The sequence below is a fragment of the Nocardia sp. NPDC101769 genome (assembly GCF_044766925.1).
In the GTDB taxonomy this organism is placed as follows: Bacteria; Actinomycetota; Actinomycetes; order Mycobacteriales; family Mycobacteriaceae; genus Nocardia.
The window spans coordinates 44,034-60,048 of record NZ_JBIWMX010000007.1; the positions used below are offsets into that span (position 1 = coordinate 44,034).

The following is a 16,015-nucleotide window of genomic DNA, read 5'->3' on the forward strand; positions in this document are numbered from 1 at the left end:
CCGGGGTGCGAACCCCAAGTCGGACTACTTGATGCCGGTGACCTTCAGGACCGTCAGCTTCTGACGGTGGCCCTGACGCTTGTGGTAGCCGGTCTTGTTCTTGAACTTGTGGATGCGGATCTTCGGGCCCTTGGTCTGTTCGACGACCTCGGCGGACACGGAAACCTTCGCCAGCTTGTCAGCATCGGTGGTCAGCTCGGCGCCGTCAACGACCAGCACCGGCGACAGCGACACCGCAGTGCCCGGCTCACCCTCGATCTTCTCGACCTTCACCAGGTCACCGACCGCGACCTTGTACTGCTTTCCGCCGGTCTTGACGATCGCGTACGTTGCCATCGGTCGGCTGCCCTTCTTTCTCTTCGAGTGCGCGAAGTGCTCGGCACTCTGCTCACACGGCCGGTCGCCCGGTTCGCACCGGAAACCGCCGCAGACTGGTCTGGTGGTTTTCACCGCCGCCTCGGGCCTTTGGTTCTACTGAACCGAACCGGGCCCACTCACAGCACTACTCACAGCAGAGTGCCGTCGCAGGGGGCAGCGACTGACCAAGACTACAGGACACGGCCGACCCCCTCCAAACCGGACCGCCGCCCGCCACCGCATGGTGTTCGTCACCGACCGAAAAGGCCGTGGCCCCGCCGGAATTCGGCGGGGCCACGGGCCGGCTGACGAGAGCCGGCTAGTTCTCGCCCTCCGGCGCACCGGCGGGACGGCCCGCGGCCCGGCGACGCGGGCGGGACCGCGGCGGCACCGCGGCCGGAGCCAAGTCGTCCAGGTTGAAGCCCGGCTTGTCGGACTGATCCGCGCTGGAGAGCACGAACACCGCGCCCTGGCTGTCGGCGGCCGGGGCCGAGGCCGTGCGCGCCACCCGGCGACGGGTGGGACGACGACCGGGCTGGGCCTCCACGGCGGCCGCAGTACCGTTGGTGGCCGGCGCGCTCTCGACCGCCGCCTCCTCGGTAGCGGTCTCGGCCTCGGCCACCGCGCGTTCGGCCAGGGCGGCCTCGGCGGCGGCGTTCTCGGCTTCGCGCACGATGACGGACTCGGCGGCCGCGACATCGGCCACGCTCACCGATTCACCCTCGGCCAGCACCGCATTCGCGGCATCGGCGACCGCGATGGCGTCCTCGTCCGCCGCGTGCGTGGCCTCCTCGGCGACGTGCGCGGCCATGGCCATGGCGACCGGGTGGGCGCGCTTGGCCGCGGCCTGCTCGGCCTTCACCTCATGCTTCTCGGCCTTCTCCTCGACCACCGGCTCGACGGCCGGGGCCTCGGCGGCGGCCGCGTTGCGGTCCTTGCGGCGGCGGCGCGAACCCTCGCGACGGCCCACACCCTCGCCGCTGTCCCCGGCCGGAGCCGCCGACTCGACGGGGTAGTTGTGCACCAGGATGCCGCGGCCGTGGCAGGTCTCGCAGGTGGTGGAGAACGCCTCGACCAGGCCGGTGCCCAGCTTCTTGCGGGTCATCTGGACGAGGCCCAGCGAGGTGACCTCGGAGACCTGGTGGCGGGTGCGGTCCCGGCCCAGCGCCTCGGTGAGGCGGCGCAGCACCAGATCCCGGTTCGACTCCAGGACCATGTCGATGAAGTCGACGACGATCATGCCGCCGATATCGCGCAGCCGCATCTGGCGCACGATCTCCTCGGCCGCCTCCAGGTTGTTGCGGGTCACGGTCTCTTCGAGATTCGACCCGCCCGACCCGGTGAACTTGCCGGTGTTGACGTCGATGACGGTCATGGCCTCCGTCCGGTCGATCACCAGGGTGCCGCCGGAGGGCAGCCACACCTTGCGGTCGAGGGCCTTGGCCAGCTGTTCGTCGATGCGCAGGGATCCGAACACGTCCACGCCGTTGTTCTCGTGGCGCTCGACCCTGGCCAGCATGTCCGGGGCGACCGTGCGGACGTAGTTCTCCACCGTGGTCCAGGCGCGCTCGCCCTCGATGACCAGCTTGGAGAAGTCCTCGTTGAACAGGTCGCGGACCACCTTGACCAGCAGGTCCGGCTCTTCGTACAGGGTCTTGGGCGCGCCCGAGCCGTTCTTGGACTGCTCCTCGATGGTGCGCCAGGTCGCCTGCAGCCGCTCCACATCGCGGGCCAGCTCGGCCTCGGCGACACCCTCCGACGCGGTACGGATGATGACGCCCGCGTCCTGCGGCACGATGTCGCGCAGGATCTCCTTGAGCCGCTTGCGCTCGGTGTCGGGCAGCTTGCGGGAGATACCGGTGGAGGTGCCGCCCGGCACGTACACCAGGAAGCGACCGGCCAGGCTGATCTGCGTGGTCAGGCGAGCGCCCTTGTGGCCCACCGGATCCTTCGAGACCTGCACCAGCACGGTGTCACCGGGCCGCAGCGCCTGCTCGATCTTGCGCTCCTTGCCGCCCAGACCGGCGGCCTCCCAGTTCACCTCACCCGCGTACAGCACGCCGTTGCGGCCGCGGCCGATGTCGACGAACGCCGCCTCCATCGACGGCAATACATTCTGCACCTTGCCCAGGTACACATTGCCGACCATCGACGCCGACCCGGTGGAGGTCACGAAGTGCTCGACCAGGATGTTGTCCTCGAGCACCGCGACCTGGGTGGTGGAGGCGGGGTGCTCGGAGAAGTGCTTCTCGCGCACCACCATCACCCGGTCCACCGCTTCACGGCGGGCCAGGAACTCCGACTCGGTCAGGATGGGCGGACGCCGGCGGCCGGCCTCGCGACCGTCGCGGCGGCGCTGGCGCTTGGCCTCCAGGCGGGTCGAACCGCTGATGCCCTGCACCTCGTCCACCTGCGTGGCGCGCCGCTTGCTGCGCGGCTCGCGCTCGTGCACGACGGTGTTCGGGGGATCGTCGTCGGCGGCTTCGGGCTCGTTGTCGTCTCCGCCCTTGCGGCGGCGACGGCGACGGCGACGACGGCTGCTCGAGCCCTCGGGCACGGCCGCGCCCTCGTCTTCGTCCTCGGCGACGTCGGTGTCGGCGGATTCGGCCGACTCGTCGGCCTCGCCCTCGGGCTGCTCGTCGCCCTCGGCCTCATCGGTGTCGTTGTCGCCGTGCTGTTCTCCGCGGCCGCGGCCGCGACCCCGGCGACCCCGGCGGCGACGCCGCGAGGTGCCTTCACCGCGCTGGTCGCGGTCCTGGTCGCCGTCCCACTCGCCCTCGTCCTCGGCTTCCTCGGACGCGGTTTCCTCGGTGACGGCCTTGGCCTCGAGCTCCTGCTCCTCGGCGGCCTGCTCCTCGGCGCGGGCCTTGCGATCGGCACGCTCGGCGCGGCGCTGGCGGCGGGCGTCCTCGGCGGCCGCGGCATCCGGCGCCTGGAACAGCGGCGCGGCCACCACGGCGGCCGGCTGGTACTGGACCGGCTCCTCGAGCTGCGGCTCGCTCTGGAACGGGCTCGCGAACAACGTGGTCTGCTTGACCGTGGGCGCGACGGGCGCGGTGTCCTCGGCAGCCTCCACCTCCTCGGCGGCCAGCTCGTCGGCCGCCCGGTCGTCACCGACGGCGATGGCTTCATCGACGGTGGTCTCGGCGATCGGCTCGGGCCCGGCCGGGGCGGGTTCGACAACCTCGACGTCGCGCGGGCCGAAGGCGTCGCGGACGGTTTCGGCGACGGTGCGGTCCAGACTCGATTGCGGGCTACGCGCCTGCGCGCCCATCTCGGTCAGGTGGGCCAGAATACGTTTGCTGGTGGTGCCCAGCAGCTTCGCCAGTGCGTGCACTCGGATCCGTTCCGGCAATTGTCCGGCAGCCGGGGTGATCTGAGCGCCCTCCCCTTCACCGTTGCTCTGCGATGCTTCCAGCGGCTCTTGATCGGCCACGAAATCTCCTCGGGGCCCCCGGGCGCGTTCCTCCGAGGAGTGACGCGGCCGACGCGGGGGCGCTGTCTTGTTGGCCTCACGCCCGGGGGCGCGAGATCGTAAGTCTTCGCGCCGCGTGCCCCGTTATCACCGGTATCTCGTCGTTCGGGCTAACAGGTCACGTGGCGCCTGGTTGGTTGGCTCAACGCCGTGTCACGAGCGTTCATCCAGCGTGCCTGCCCGACGGCCGAGTCTTGGAAGCCGTCGGCGGCAGCGATGATCGTCCGTCGCTCCGCGGTGTCAATCGAAGGTGATCGCCCCCGGCCGCAAACGGCCGGCGTCGGTCACTTCCAGAGCCAGTATCCCACACCACGTCGGGGCGTCGTGCCCGCGCGGCCCGGAGCGGGCCTCGCGAGTCTCACGCGGACCGCGCCGCATCCGACCGATGTGCGGTCGAGGGCCGCCCGCCCGCGCCTGCCTTCCGGGGCGCAGGGGCGGGCGGCTGCCTCTGCCTTCGGGGTCTCCCCCGGACCTATCGAGTGTGTGCGGGCAGCGGTGCCCCGCACGGGTTCAGAGCGTGAATTCCGGGAACCAGAGCGAGATCTCGCGCTTGGCGGACTCGGGCGAGTCGGAGCCGTGCACGAGGTTGTACTGGGTCTCGAGGGCGTAGTCGCCGCGGATACTGCCGGGGACGGCCTTCTCGACCGGATCGGTGCCGCCCGCGATCTGACGGAACGCGGTGATGGCGCGCGGGCCCTCGAGCACGGCCGCGACCACCGGGCCGGATGTGATGAATTCGATGAGCGGGCCGAAGAACGGGCGCTCGGCATGCTCGGCGTAGTGCACGGCGGCCAGCTCGGGCGAGACGTTCACGAGCTTCAGCGCCGCGATCTTCAGACCCTTGCGCTCGATACGGGTGATGATCTCCCCGACGAGGCCGCGGGCCACGCCATCGGGCTTGATGAGTACCAACGTCTGCTCAGTCACGCGGCAACAGTACCGCCTCCCCGAAACTCCAGCGCACGGCCGGGAGCCGTCGCAGGCCCCCATTCGCGTGCCGGCGGTCGGGATGCGAAGCAATCTTGGACGTACCCGACGAGTTACCCCAGGCGCAACGAACCAGTTGCCACCTGGGGTAACGAAAACTCACGCGCCGGACATGCGCTGGCTGGGCAACTGGCCCGCGTTCATGCGCTTCTGCACATCGGAGCGCAGGAACAGGATGAAGACCCAGACTGCGACGAAGACCACTCCGATCACCAGGATCGACAGGTGGATGAAGCCGCCGAGCAGCAGGGCCGCCTGCAGGGCCAGGTTGAAGGGGATGGCCCAGGGGCGGCGCTGCAGACCCGCGCCCAGGAACATGACCACGGCCAGGCCGACCACGTAGAGGATGGACCACCAGTGCAGGCCGCCGCCGACCGCGCCGATCACCGGCAGCGCGAGCAGCACGGTGATGGCCTCGAGGACCAGGGTGCCGGCCATGACGCCGCGCAGGCCCTTCCACGGGTCGGTGGCGGGCGGCGGGACGTCGGGCGTGGCGTCGGAGGTCATGCGGGATCCTTTCCGAACAGGCTGCGGGCCGCCCCGGCGGTGACGACCGAGCCGGTGATGACTATCCCCGCACCGGAGACCAGTTCGCCGTCCTCCCCGCCCTCGGCGAGGGCGATGGCGGTCTCGATGGCGTCGGCCAGGTCGTGGGCGACGGCCACGCGTTCGTCGCCGAAGCGCTGGACCGCGAGGTTGGCCAGGTCGTCGACGGGCAGGGCGCGCGGGGAGCCGTTCTCGGTGACGACGATCTCGTCGAAGACCGGTTCCAGGGCGTCGAGGATGCCGCCGGCGTCCTTGTCGCCCAGCACCGCGATCACGCCGACCAGTTTGCGGAAGTCGAATTCGCTGGTCAGCGTGGCCGCCAGGGCCTTGGCGCCGTGCGGGTTGTGGGCGGCGTCGATGAAGATGGTGGGCGCGCTGCGCATGCGCTCCATCCGGCCGGGGCTGACGGCGGCCGCGAATCCGGCTCGCACGGCGTCGATGTCGAGCTGCCGGGACGTGCCCGCGCCGAAGAACGCCTCGACCGCGGCCAGCGCCAGCACCGCGTTGCGGGCCTGGTGCTCGCCGTGCATGGGCAGGAAGATCTCGTCGTAGACGCCGCCGAGCCCTTGCAGCTCCAGCATCTGGCCGCCGATGGCGACGCGGCGCGACAGCACCTGGAACTCGGCGCCTTCGCGGGCGACGGCCGCGTCGACCTCGACCGCGCGGCGCAGCAGCACCTCCATGGCCTCGGGTTCCTGCTGGGCGATGACGGCGACGGTGTCGCGCGGGACGAGTTCGTCGGCGGGGGCCTTCTTGATGATCCCGGCCTTCTCCCCCGCGATGGAGGTGAGGTCGGGGCCCAGATAGTCGATGTGGTCCAACCCTATCGGGGTGATGACGGCGACCTGGCCGTCGATCACATTGGTGGCATCCCAGCGGCCGCCCATCCCGGTTTCCACCACGGCCACGTCCACCGGCGCCTCAGCGAAGGCGGCGTAGGCCATCCCGGTGAGCACCTCGAACTTCGACATGGCCGGGCCGCCTACGGCTTCCGACTGCGCGTCGATCATCTCCACGTACGGCAGCAGTTCGCGGTAGATCTCGACATAGCGTCCGGGCGTGATGGGCGCGTTGTCGATGGCGATGCGCTCGGTGGCCAGCTGCAGGTGCGGGCTGGTGATGCGCCCGGTGCGCCGGTGCAACGCGGTGAGCAGCGAGTCGATCATGCGGGTGACCGAGGTCTTGCCGTTGGTGCCCGCGACGTGGATGGCCGGATAGGACTGCTGGGGCGAGCCCAGCAGGTCCATCAGCGTCGCGATGCGGGTGAGCGACGGCTCGATCTTGGTTTCCGGCCAGCGCTGGTCGAGTTCGGCCTCGACCAGCGCCATCTCGGCCAGGTCCACCGGCGAGGTACCGCTACTCAGCGGGGCGCCTCCGGCGTACTGACGTTCCGGTTCGTCGTTCACTGGGCCGCCAGCTTGGCGATCTCGGCGAGGCGGGCGGTGATCCGCTCGACGTCGCCCTCGGCGATCTCCTTGCGCGCCTTGATCTTCGCGACCACGTCCTCGGGTGCCTTGGCCAGGAAGGCCGCGTTGCCGAGCTTGCCGGTGGTGCCGGCCAGTTCCTTCTGCGCGGCGGCGAGGTCCTTCTCCAGGCGGCGGCGCTCGGCGTCGAGGTCGACCGTGCCGGAGGTGTCGATCTCGACGGTCACCGTGGCGGTGCTCAGGCGCACCTCGAGCGAGGCGGTGGCGGCGAAGTCGTCACCGGCCGGGGTGAGCTTGGCCAGGTTGGCGATTCCCGCTTCCTGGGCGAGCAGGTCGGCGGTGTCGATGCCGTTGAGCTTGGCGGCCACCTTCTGGCTGTCGGCCAGGCCCTGGTCGGAGCGGAAGCGGCGGATCTCGGTGATCAGCTTCTGGGTGTCCGAAACCCGGCGGGCCGCAACCGCGTCGGAGGTGGCGCCGGAGATGGCCGGCCACGCGGAGATGACGATGGACTCGCCCTCGGCGCCGTCGGTGAGGGCCTGCCACAGCGTCTCGGTGACGAACGGGACGGCCGGATGCAGCAGGCGCAGCACGGCGTCCAGGACGGTGCCGAGCACGAGGCGAGTGCTCGCGGCGCGCTCGTCGGACTCGGCGAACTGCACCTTCGCCAATTCCAGGTACCAGCTGCAGAATTCGTCCCACGCGAAGTGGTACAGACCCTCGAGGGCCTTGCTGAACTCGTAACGGTCCAGGGCCGCATCGACTTCGGTGACGACCTCGTCGAGGCGGTCCAGGATCCAGCGGTCGGTGTCGGTGAGGGTCTCGCGCGCGGGCAGCTCGCCCGGCTGCGCGCCGTTCATGAGCGCGAACTTGGTGGCGTTGAACAGCTTGGTGATGAAGCTGCGCGAGGCCGTCACGTGCGGGGTGCCGACCGAGAGGTCGCCGCCGGGCTGGGCGCCGCGGGCCAGGGTGAATCGGGTGGCGTCGGCGCCGTATTCGTTGATCCAGTCCAGCGGGTCGATGCCGTTGCCGCGCGACTTGGACATCTTCTTGCCGAACTCGTCGCGAATCAGGCCGTGCAGGAACACATCCTGGAACGGGACCTGCTTCTGGTTCGGGTCCTTGCCGACGGTGAGCACCGGGTCGTCGGAGACGAACATGCCGAACATCATCATCCGGGCGACCCAGAAGAAGAGGATGTCGTAGCCGGTGACCAGCACGCTGGTCGGATAGAACTTGCTCAGCTCGGGCGTCGCGTCCGGCCAGCCCATGGTGGAGAAGGGCCACAGGCCCGAGGAGAACCAGGTGTCGAGCACGTCCGGGTCCTGGACGTAGCCCTCGGGGGCCTGCTCGTCCGGTCCGACGCAGACGATCTCACCCTCTGGGCCGTACCAGATCGGAATGCGGTGACCCCACCACAGCTGGCGCGAGATGTTCCAGTCGTGCATGTTGTCGACCCACTCGAACCAGCGCGGTTCCTGGCCGGCGGGGTGGATCTTGACGTCGCCGTTACGGACCGCGTCACCGGCGGCCTTGGCGATGCCCTCGACCTTCACCCACCACTGCATGGACAGGCGGGGTTCGATGGGTTCGCCGGAGCGCTCGGAGTGGCCGACCTGGTGGATGTAGGGGTATTTGCGCCCGACCACACGGCCCTCGGCCTCGAGCCGCTCGCGGATCTTGAGCCGGGCCTCGAAGCGGTCCATGCCGTCGAATTCGGTTCCGCTGTCGGCGATCTTGCCGGTCTTGTCCATGATGGTGGGCATGGGCAGGTTGTGGCGCAGGCCGAGCTCGAAGTCGTTGGGGTCGTGCGCCGGGGTGATCTTGACCGCGCCGGAACCGAATTCGGGGTCCACGTAGTCGTCGGCGACGATGGGGATCTGGCGGCCGGTGATCGGGTGGTAGACGGTGGTGCCGATGAGGGCCTGGTACCGCTCGTCGTCCGGATGCACCGCGACGGCCGTGTCACCCAGCATCGTCTCCACACGGGTGGTGGCCACGATCACGTGCGGCTCGTCGTCGTTCAGCGAGCCGTAGCGCAGGGAGACGAGTTCGCCCTCGACCTCCTTGTGGTCGACCTCGAGGTCGGAGATGCCGGTCTGCAGCACCGGCGACCAGTTCACCAGGCGCTCGGCGCGGTAGATGAGGCCCGCGTCGTAGAGGCGCTTGAAGATGGTCTGCACGGCGCGGGACAGGCCGTCGTCCATGGTGAAGCGGTCGCGGCTCCAGTCGACGCCGTCGCCGAGGCGGCGCATCTGGCCCTGGATCTGGCCGCCGGACTCGCGCTTCCAGTCCCAGACCTTGTCGACGAACAGTTCGCGGCCGAAGTCCTCCTTGGTCTTGCCGTCGACGGCGAGCTGCTTCTCCACCACGGTCTGCGTGGCGATGCCCGCGTGGTCCATGCCGGGCAGCCACAGCACCTCGAAGCCCTGCATACGCTTGCGGCGGGTGAGCAGGTCCATGAGGGTGTGGTCGAGGGCGTGGCCCATGTGCAGGGTGCCGGTGACGTTCGGCGGGGGCAGCACGATCGAGTAGGCGGGCTTGGCACTGCCCGGGTCGGCGGTGAAGTAACCGGCGGCTACCCAGCGCTCGTACAGGTCGGCCTCGACATCGCTGGGGTTCCAGCTCTTGGGGAGGGCATCGGCACGATTACGCGGGTTCTCAGAGGCTGCGCTGGTCACCGGTCGATTCTAAGGGCTGGGATTATCGCCGAACGACCGGGTTTTTCCTAGGCCCGATTTGCCGCCGGAGGAGGCTGCGATGGACAGCCGAAGGGCGAGGCTTCCGACGGATGAGGGACACCGGAAGCCTCGCCCTCGACGGTCAGCCTACCGCCGTTTCGGGCCTTGTTCCCGGATCCAAAGGCAATTCTCAGGTTCCGGCCCAAATGGGCCAGGGTAGACCAGATTTCGTTGCATCGACGTTGCGTCCGCCGCATTGTTTTCGCGTCGTGACAAGCACAGTGCGAGGTCCCGGCGGAGCGGCCGGCGGGTAACCTGTCGAGCATGAATCCGATTGTCTCGCGGGTGATGTCGACGGTCGCCGGGCAGCTGGGAAATCCGCACGGACTGCTGGGCAAGGGTGTGGCGCGGTTCCTCAATCGAGGTAATCGGCCGATGATCGAGGCCGCGGTGGCGGCGACCGAGGTGGCCGCCGGTGACGCGGCGGCGGATATCGGATTCGGCGGGGGCATCGGGCTCACCCTGCTACTGGACCGGATCGGGTCCGGCACGGTGACCGGTGTCGAGCTCTCCCCCGACATGCTGGCGCGGGCCCGATCGGAGTTCGCGGCCGACGTCTCGTCCGACCGCCTGCGGCTGGCCGAGGGCTCCCTCACCGAGCTCCCGTTCCCGGACGCCGCCCTGGATGCCGTGATCACTTGCAACACCATCTATTTCGTCCCGGATCTGGATCGCGCCTGCACCGAACTGGCACGTGTCCTCACCCCCAAGGGCCGCTTGGTGATCGGCATCGGCGACCCGGACGCCATGTCGAAAATGCCTTTCACCCCATATGGATTCACCCTCCGCCCGGTCGCCGAGGTGAAGAATGCGCTGGAGCGGGCCGGGCTGACGGTTGATCAGCAGTTCCTGCCGCGGAAGCCGATCCCCGGACACTTGCTCATCGCTCGCCCGTCCTAGTCGCTGCTCCGACCAGCTGTCGCATTTATCCAGCAAAGAGATGTGATCTGTATCACTTTTGCAAGCTGAAGTGTCATAAATCACTCTGGCCTTGCCACGGTTACCTGCGGTGATGTGTTCTGGCTATCCGGCTGGGTCCAGCCGCCACAGTTCACCGCAGTATCGATACAGCTCCGCAGGACATCTCTCCCGCCGCTGGAAAGCGAGTCATCATGCGTGTTCGAACCTTTGCTCTTGCCGCAGCCGCCTGCGCGGGGCTCGGTCTGGCCGGATCGGCCGGGGCCGGAACCGCTTCCGCCGCAACCCCGTTCGTGATTCCGCAGATCGGCGCGGCGGGGGTGGAGCTCGATCACGGTGAGACGCAGGCCTTGGCCGATAGCCCGGTTCCGGCGCTGATCGACCGGTATGCGCCGCGCAATGCCGTGATCGTGGGGCTGCAACCCGATTCGACTTTCGCCCAGAACGGCAACGCCGTGTTCGCGGACATACCCGCGATCGTCGGTGAGGCCGCGGCGCATCCTGACGGCTCGGTGGATGTGGTGCTGAGCCCGAAGGGTTTGGGCATCTTTCAGGTCTGGTGAGAATTTCGGCCCACCTTCCCCCGACCCCGACTGACACGTGCGCCCCATGCCGAAAGACATGGGGCGCACCGCTTTTGCCGGATCGACCGACCTGTTCGGGCGGTCCCGCCGAAGGTCAGGGGACCAGCACGTCCAGGGCGCCCCGGGCGGCGCGGAAGTGCGCGGGGAGCAGTCCCGCCGGGTCGCCGTCGGCGGTGGCGGGCGCGCCGGGAGCGGTCAGGTGGATCTCCCTGGCCTGGTACTGGACCGCGGCCGGATGGTCGATGCGCTTGCCGGAGGACAGGGTCGGGAGCAGGCGCAGCATCTCCAGCCGGGACATGGCCCCGACCACGGTCAGGTCCAGCAGACCGTCGTCGATGAGCGCGTCGGGGCAGATGAGCATGCCGCCACCGTAGGTGCGGGTATTGCCGACGGCGACCATGACCGCGTCCAGTTCCAGGACGGTGCCGTCCGGATGGTCGGGTGAGCCGGTCAGTTCGATGCGATAGGGCACGGCCAGCTTGCCCACGAGTTCGAGCAGGGCGGCGACGGTGTAGCGCATCGGGCCGTTGGGCCAGCGGAGAGCGTTGGCGCGCAGGGTGACTCGGGCGTCGAGGCCGGTACCGGTGACGGTGGCGAACCAGAGGGCGCGGCCCGACTCCTCGGTTTCCACGGTGCCCAGATCGATGGTGCGGGTCCGGCCGCCCACGACCGTGGCCACCGCGGCATCGGTGTCGTCGGGGACGCCGAGTTCGCGAGCGAGGTCGTTGCCGGTGCCGCCGGGGATCAGGCCGAGGGGGACGCCGGTGCCGACCAGGGCCTGCAGCACCACGCCGACCAGTCCGTCGCCGCCCGCCGCCACCACCGCGTCGGGGCGGGCATCCGGGTCGGCCAGCGCCTTACGTACCAGCCGTTCGCTCTCGGCGGCCGACTCGCCGCGGATCTCGGTGACCTGGACGCCGTGGGCGGCGAAGCGGTTGGCCGCCTCGACGGCGACCAGCGCACCCTTGCCGTGACCGGACAGCGGATTGGTCACCAGGGCGATGGAGTGGATCGTCGTCACGGAATCAGCTTCCCAGGGTTGAGGATTCCGGCGGGGTCGACGGCATCCTTCACCGCGCGCAGCACCTGCACCCCCAGATCGCCGATCTCATCGGTCATCCACGGCCGATGGTCGGCGCCCACCGCGTGGTGGTGGGTGATGGTGCCGCCGGCGGCCACGATGGCGTCGCCCGCGGCCCGCTTGGCGACGGCCCACTGCGCGATCGGGTCCGCGGCCTGCTTGCCGACGACCGTGAAGTACAGCGACGCACCGGTCGGATAGGTGTGCGAGATGTGGCACATGACCAGCGCGGGGGTGCCCTGGGCGGTGAGCGAATCGGTCAGCGCCGCGGTCACCTTCGCCTTGAGGTTGGCGAGATCGGCCCAGCTGGTGGCGGTTTCGAGGGTCTCGCAGAGCACGCCCACGTCCAGCAGGGCGTCGCGCAGGTAGGGAGCGGCGAAGCGGCCGTGTTCCCATTCCCGGGCGGGGGCTTCGCCGAGCGCGGTGCCGCCGGCGGCGGCCAGCAGGGCGGCGGCCTCGGCGCTGCGGGCGACCACGTGTGCGGCCGTGCCCTCGAAGGTGGTGACCGCTAGGCAGCCACCGACGGGCGCGCCGCCGATGTCCCCGGCACGGGCCAGGTTCAGACCGGTCTCGGCCTCGTCGGACAGGCGCATGACGGTGGGGGCGGCCCCGGCCTGGATGACGGTCCGCAGCGCGTTGGCGCCGGTGGCGAAGTCGGGGAACGACCAGGCCTGGTAGCCGGTGGTTTCCGGGACCGGGTGCACGCGCAGGGTGACGCCGGTGATGATGCCGAGGGTGCCCTCCGAGCCGGAGAACAGTTCGCGCAGGTCGGGTCCGGCGGCCGAGGCGGGGGCCCGACCGAGGTCGAGATCGCCTGCGGGCGTGGCGATCCGGAGCCGCTGGATCATGTCGTCGAAGCGGCCGTAGCCGGCCGAGGCCTGGCCCGAGGAGCGGGTGGCCGCGAAGCCGCCGATGGTGGCGTATTCGAAGCTCTGCGGGAAGTGGCTGAGCGAAAGACCATGGCGGGCAAGCAGTTCCTCGGCCTGCGGGCCGGACAGGCCCGCGCCCAGGGTGGCGGTGCCGCTGATCGGATCGACGTCGGTGAGGGTGTCGAGGCGGCGCAGGTCGAGGGCGACGACGGCCGGGAAGCGGCCGCGCGCGGGATCCAGGCCGCCGACCACGCTGGTGCCGCCGCCGAAGGGCACGACCGCGATTCCCTTGGCGGAGCAGTACTTCAGTAGCGCGAGGACCTGGTCGTGATCGGCGGGGAAGATGACGGCGTCGGGCGCGTCCTGCTCGCCGTCGGCGCGGCGGCGCAGCAGGTCGGGAGTGGATTTGCCGCCGGCGTGCAGCAGGCGGTCGCGATGGTCGATCGACAGGTGCTCGGCTCCGACCACCGCGACGAGCCCGGTGTGCTGTTCCGGCGTGAGCGCCGAGGCGCGCAGCGGCACGTCGCCCTCATCGCGACGGGTCACCGGCTCGCCGGACACCCCGAATACCTGTGCGAGCAGTCCCCGAATCTGCTCGGACAGCGGTTTGTGTCCGGACGGGGAGCCCCAGGCGTCCCACACCATACTCGCGCGAACCTGCGGCTCGCCCGGGTTTTCCGTGGACGCGGCAGCTGCTTGTGTGTCGACCATGCGTTACAGTCTGACATAGAATGTCAAGCAGTAACGAGAACTACTCTCCGGTGGTGGCAACCATGAGTTCGACCGAACCATCCTCCGCCGTCGATCGGGCCATCCTCGACGCGGCACGCGCCTGCGTGGCCGAATTCGGCGTCCGGCGCACCACCCTGACCGAGGTGGCCCGCCGCGCGGGCGTCAGCCGGCCGACCGTGTACCGGCGCTGGCCCGACACCGGGTCCCTGGTGGCGGACCTGCTGGTGCGGGAACTGCGCGAGATCATCGCCGACACCGCGCCCAGCACGGGCAGCACGCGCGAGCGGCTGGTCGGGGCCATCGTCGGCGGCGGCTCGGTGATGCGTCGGAATCCCCTGTTCACCAAGATCTTTCGCGCCGATACCGACATCATGCTGACCTACGTGTTCGAGCGGCTGGGCCGCAATCAGCGCGCCCTCATCGACCTGTTCGCCGACACCATCCGAGAAGGCCAGGCCGACAACTCGATTCGCGCCGGGGATCCCGGGCAGCTGGCCGCCATGCTGCTGCTGATGGCCCAGTCCGCGGTCCAGTCGGCGACCGCCTTCGCGCCGGTTCTGGATGGCGACCACCTCGACACCGAACTCGCTTACGCCCTACACGGCTACCTGACCCCCACCGGCACCTCACAGGGGACCGAGTAGCTCCGCATTCTCGACGACCGACAGCGGCACTGATCGAAAGGCCTTCCCATGACTTCGAATACGGCTCGGCCCGACTCGTCGCTCAACGCGACACGGCGGCGGCGAGAGCTCTCGGCACTCGGTGACGACGCGACCATCGACGTGCTGGTCATCGGTGGCGGCGTCACCGGTGTGGGTGTGGCGCTCGATGCCGCCGCACGCGGGTTGCGGACGGTGCTGGTGGAGAAGCACGATTTCGCGTTCGGCACCAGCCGCTGGAGTTCCAAGCTGGTGCACGGCGGGCTGCGGTATCTGGCCAGCGGCGGGGTCGGGATCGCGCACGAGAGCGCGGTGGAGCGCGACATCCTGCTCACCCGCACCGCGCCGCACCTGACCCGGGCGCTACCGCAGGTGGTGCCACTGCTGCCGAATATCGGTGCGGCACAGAAGATCCTGGTGCGGACCGGCTTCCTGGCCGGGGACGTGCTGCGCCGGGCGGCGGGGACATCGGCGTCGGTGCTGCCGCGGTCGCGGCGGGTGGCGGCGGCCGAGGCGCTGCGGCTGGCCCCGACTGTGCGCCGGGCCGGGCTGCGCGGCGGACTGCTGGCCTGGGACGGGCAACTGGTGGACGATGCGCGACTGGTGGTGGCCATCGCCCGCACGGCCGCCCGGGAGGGCGCGACGGTCCTCACCCGGGTCGAGGCCACGCATGTCGCCGGCGACCGGGCCACGCTGACCGACACGCTGACCGGCGAAACCCTGGAGGTGACAGCGCGTTCTGTCGTGAACGCCACCGGGGTGTGGGCCGATCAGGTGGATCCGAGCATCGAACTGCGGCCCTCGCGCGGCACGCACCTGGTGTTCGACGCCGCCGCGTTCGGCGGTCTCACCGCCTCGCTGACCGTGCCGATTCCGGGCAGCACCAGTCGTTTCATCTTCGCGTTCCCGGCCGCGCACAACCGGGTCTATCTGGGGCTCACCGACGAGGAGGCACCCGGCCCCGTGCCGGACGTCCCGCACGCGACCGACGGCGAGATCGACTTCCTGCTCGACACCGTCAATACGGTGCTGCGGGAGCCGCTGCGCCGCAGCGATATTCGCGGCAGCTTCGCGGGCCTGCGACCGCTGTTGCGCACCGGCGACGACAGCACCGCCGACATCTCGCGCGAGCACGCCGTGCTCACCTCCCCCACCGGCGTCATCACCGTGGTGGGCGGCAAGCTCACCACCTACCGGAAGATGGCCGAGGACGCGGTGGATGCCGCGGTGGCACACGCGCACCTGGCCGCCGCCCCGTGCCGCACCCGCAGCCTGCCCCTGGTGGGCGCGGTGTCCGGCGCGGCCCGCGATGCCATCCAGGCCCCGCCGCGCCTGGTCGAGCGCTACGGCAGCGAGGCCGCCGAGGTGCTCGCGATCACGGAACAGGATCCGGCCCTGGCGGCGGAGGTGGCGCCCGGCATGGACGTCACGGCAGCCGAATTCGCCTTCGCGGTGGCGGCCGAGGGTGCGCTGGACGTCTCCGACCTGCTCGACCGGCGCACCCGGATCGGCCTGGTCGCCGAGGATCGCAAGGCCGCGGAACCGGCCGCGCAGGCCGCTTTCGAGTAGGGCCGGGCGGACCGCCGCCGAAAGATCTTGCGGCCCGCCGCCGAGAGACCGGGCGGCCCGCCGCCGAGAGAAG

Annotated in this window: 12 protein-coding genes; 4 read left to right on the forward strand and 8 right to left on the reverse strand. The window is 70.1% G+C overall.

The genetic code is table 11. The features are described from left to right. Positions 1-24: 24 nt before the first annotated feature. The 6 genes from rplU to ACIRRA_RS13985 all read right to left on the reverse strand — a co-directional run bounded on the left by rplU (position 25) and on the right by ACIRRA_RS13985 (position 9,467). Positions 25-336, reverse strand: coding sequence for a 50S ribosomal protein L21 (gene rplU, locus ACIRRA_RS13960; protein ID WP_030512746.1), 312 nt, complete (start codon positions 334-336; stop codon positions 25-27). 340 nt (positions 337-676) lie between these two features. Beyond that, positions 677-3,793 (reverse strand): translation initiation factor IF-2 N-terminal domain-containing protein, encoded by a 3,117-nt coding sequence (locus ACIRRA_RS13965; protein WP_402767264.1) that lies wholly within the window; start codon positions 3,791-3,793, stop codon positions 677-679. A 549-nt stretch (positions 3,794-4,342) separates the two neighbouring features. Further along, positions 4,343-4,759, reverse strand: coding sequence for a nucleoside-diphosphate kinase (gene ndk / locus ACIRRA_RS13970; protein ID WP_402767266.1), 417 nt, complete (start codon positions 4,757-4,759; stop codon positions 4,343-4,345). Between the two features lie 159 nt (positions 4,760-4,918). Further along, positions 4,919-5,326, reverse strand: a complete 408-nt coding sequence (locus ACIRRA_RS13975) for a DUF4233 domain-containing protein (protein ID WP_357006177.1) — start codon at positions 5,324-5,326, stop codon at positions 4,919-4,921. After that, positions 5,323-6,693, reverse strand: coding sequence for a bifunctional folylpolyglutamate synthase/dihydrofolate synthase (locus tag ACIRRA_RS13980; protein ID WP_402767627.1), 1,371 nt, complete (start codon positions 6,691-6,693; stop codon positions 5,323-5,325). Before ACIRRA_RS13980 ends, ACIRRA_RS13975 begins: the two co-directional genes overlap by 4 nt. Before the next feature lie 74 nt (positions 6,694-6,767). Then, complete coding sequence (locus tag ACIRRA_RS13985; protein WP_402767267.1) at positions 6,768-9,467, reverse strand: valine--tRNA ligase; 2,700 nt, start codon at positions 9,465-9,467, stop codon at positions 6,768-6,770. Positions 9,468-9,791: 324 nt separating this feature from the next. Between ACIRRA_RS13985 and ACIRRA_RS13990 the strand changes: the two genes are divergently transcribed. Together ACIRRA_RS13990 and ACIRRA_RS13995 are read left to right on the forward strand one after the other, a co-directional pair. Continuing rightward, positions 9,792-10,427 carry a class I SAM-dependent methyltransferase gene (locus tag ACIRRA_RS13990; RefSeq protein ID WP_402767269.1) on the forward strand — a complete coding sequence of 212 codons (636 nt, stop codon included), beginning with the start codon at positions 9,792-9,794 and terminating at the stop codon, positions 10,425-10,427. A gap of 212 nt (positions 10,428-10,639) precedes the next feature. Continuing rightward, the gene (locus ACIRRA_RS13995) at positions 10,640-11,008 is read left to right on the forward strand and encodes a hypothetical protein (protein WP_402767271.1); all 369 of its coding nucleotides are present in this window, start codon (positions 10,640-10,642) and stop codon (positions 11,006-11,008) included. 115 nt (positions 11,009-11,123) lie between these two features. Here the strand turns inward: ACIRRA_RS13995 and ACIRRA_RS14000 are convergent, their stop codons facing one another. Then, positions 11,124-12,050 (reverse strand): diacylglycerol/lipid kinase family protein, encoded by a 927-nt coding sequence (locus tag ACIRRA_RS14000; RefSeq protein ID WP_402767273.1) that lies wholly within the window; start codon positions 12,048-12,050, stop codon positions 11,124-11,126. Continuing rightward, complete coding sequence (locus tag ACIRRA_RS14005) at positions 12,047-13,624, reverse strand: FAD-binding oxidoreductase (RefSeq protein WP_402767629.1); 1,578 nt, start codon at positions 13,622-13,624, stop codon at positions 12,047-12,049. The genes ACIRRA_RS14000 and ACIRRA_RS14005 overlap by 4 nt, the downstream gene beginning before the upstream one ends. 128 nt (positions 13,625-13,752) lie before the next feature. Between ACIRRA_RS14005 and ACIRRA_RS14010 the strand changes: the two genes are divergently transcribed. Then, positions 13,753-14,355: a TetR/AcrR family transcriptional regulator gene (locus tag ACIRRA_RS14010; RefSeq protein WP_402767274.1), complete on the forward strand. Its 603-nt coding sequence runs from the start codon at positions 13,753-13,755 to the stop codon at positions 14,353-14,355. A gap of 48 nt (positions 14,356-14,403) precedes the next feature. Beyond that, positions 14,404-15,942 (forward strand): glycerol-3-phosphate dehydrogenase/oxidase, encoded by a 1,539-nt coding sequence (locus ACIRRA_RS14015; protein ID WP_402767276.1) that lies wholly within the window; start codon positions 14,404-14,406, stop codon positions 15,940-15,942. Positions 15,943-16,015 lie beyond the last annotated feature (73 nt).

Coding starts and splice junctions, on each gene's coding strand:
- rplU (WP_030512746.1), bottom strand. CDS start 336: ATGGCAACGTACGCGATCGTCAAGACCGGCGGAAAGCAGTACAAGGTC.
- ACIRRA_RS13975 (WP_357006177.1), bottom strand. CDS start 5,326: ATGACCTCCGACGCCACGCCCGACGTCCCGCCGCCCGCCACCGACCCG.
- ACIRRA_RS13980 (WP_402767627.1), bottom strand. CDS start 6,693: ATGGCGCTGGTCGAGGCCGAACTCGACCAGCGCTGGCCGGAAACCAAG.
- ACIRRA_RS13990 (WP_402767269.1), top strand. CDS start 9,792: ATGAATCCGATTGTCTCGCGGGTGATGTCGACGGTCGCCGGGCAGCTG.
- ACIRRA_RS13995 (WP_402767271.1), top strand. CDS start 10,640: ATGCGTGTTCGAACCTTTGCTCTTGCCGCAGCCGCCTGCGCGGGGCTC.
- ACIRRA_RS14005 (WP_402767629.1), bottom strand. CDS start 13,624: ATGGTGTGGGACGCCTGGGGCTCCCCGTCCGGACACAAACCGCTGTCC.
- ACIRRA_RS14010 (WP_402767274.1), top strand. CDS start 13,753: ATGAGTTCGACCGAACCATCCTCCGCCGTCGATCGGGCCATCCTCGAC.
- ACIRRA_RS14015 (WP_402767276.1), top strand. CDS start 14,404: ATGACTTCGAATACGGCTCGGCCCGACTCGTCGCTCAACGCGACACGG.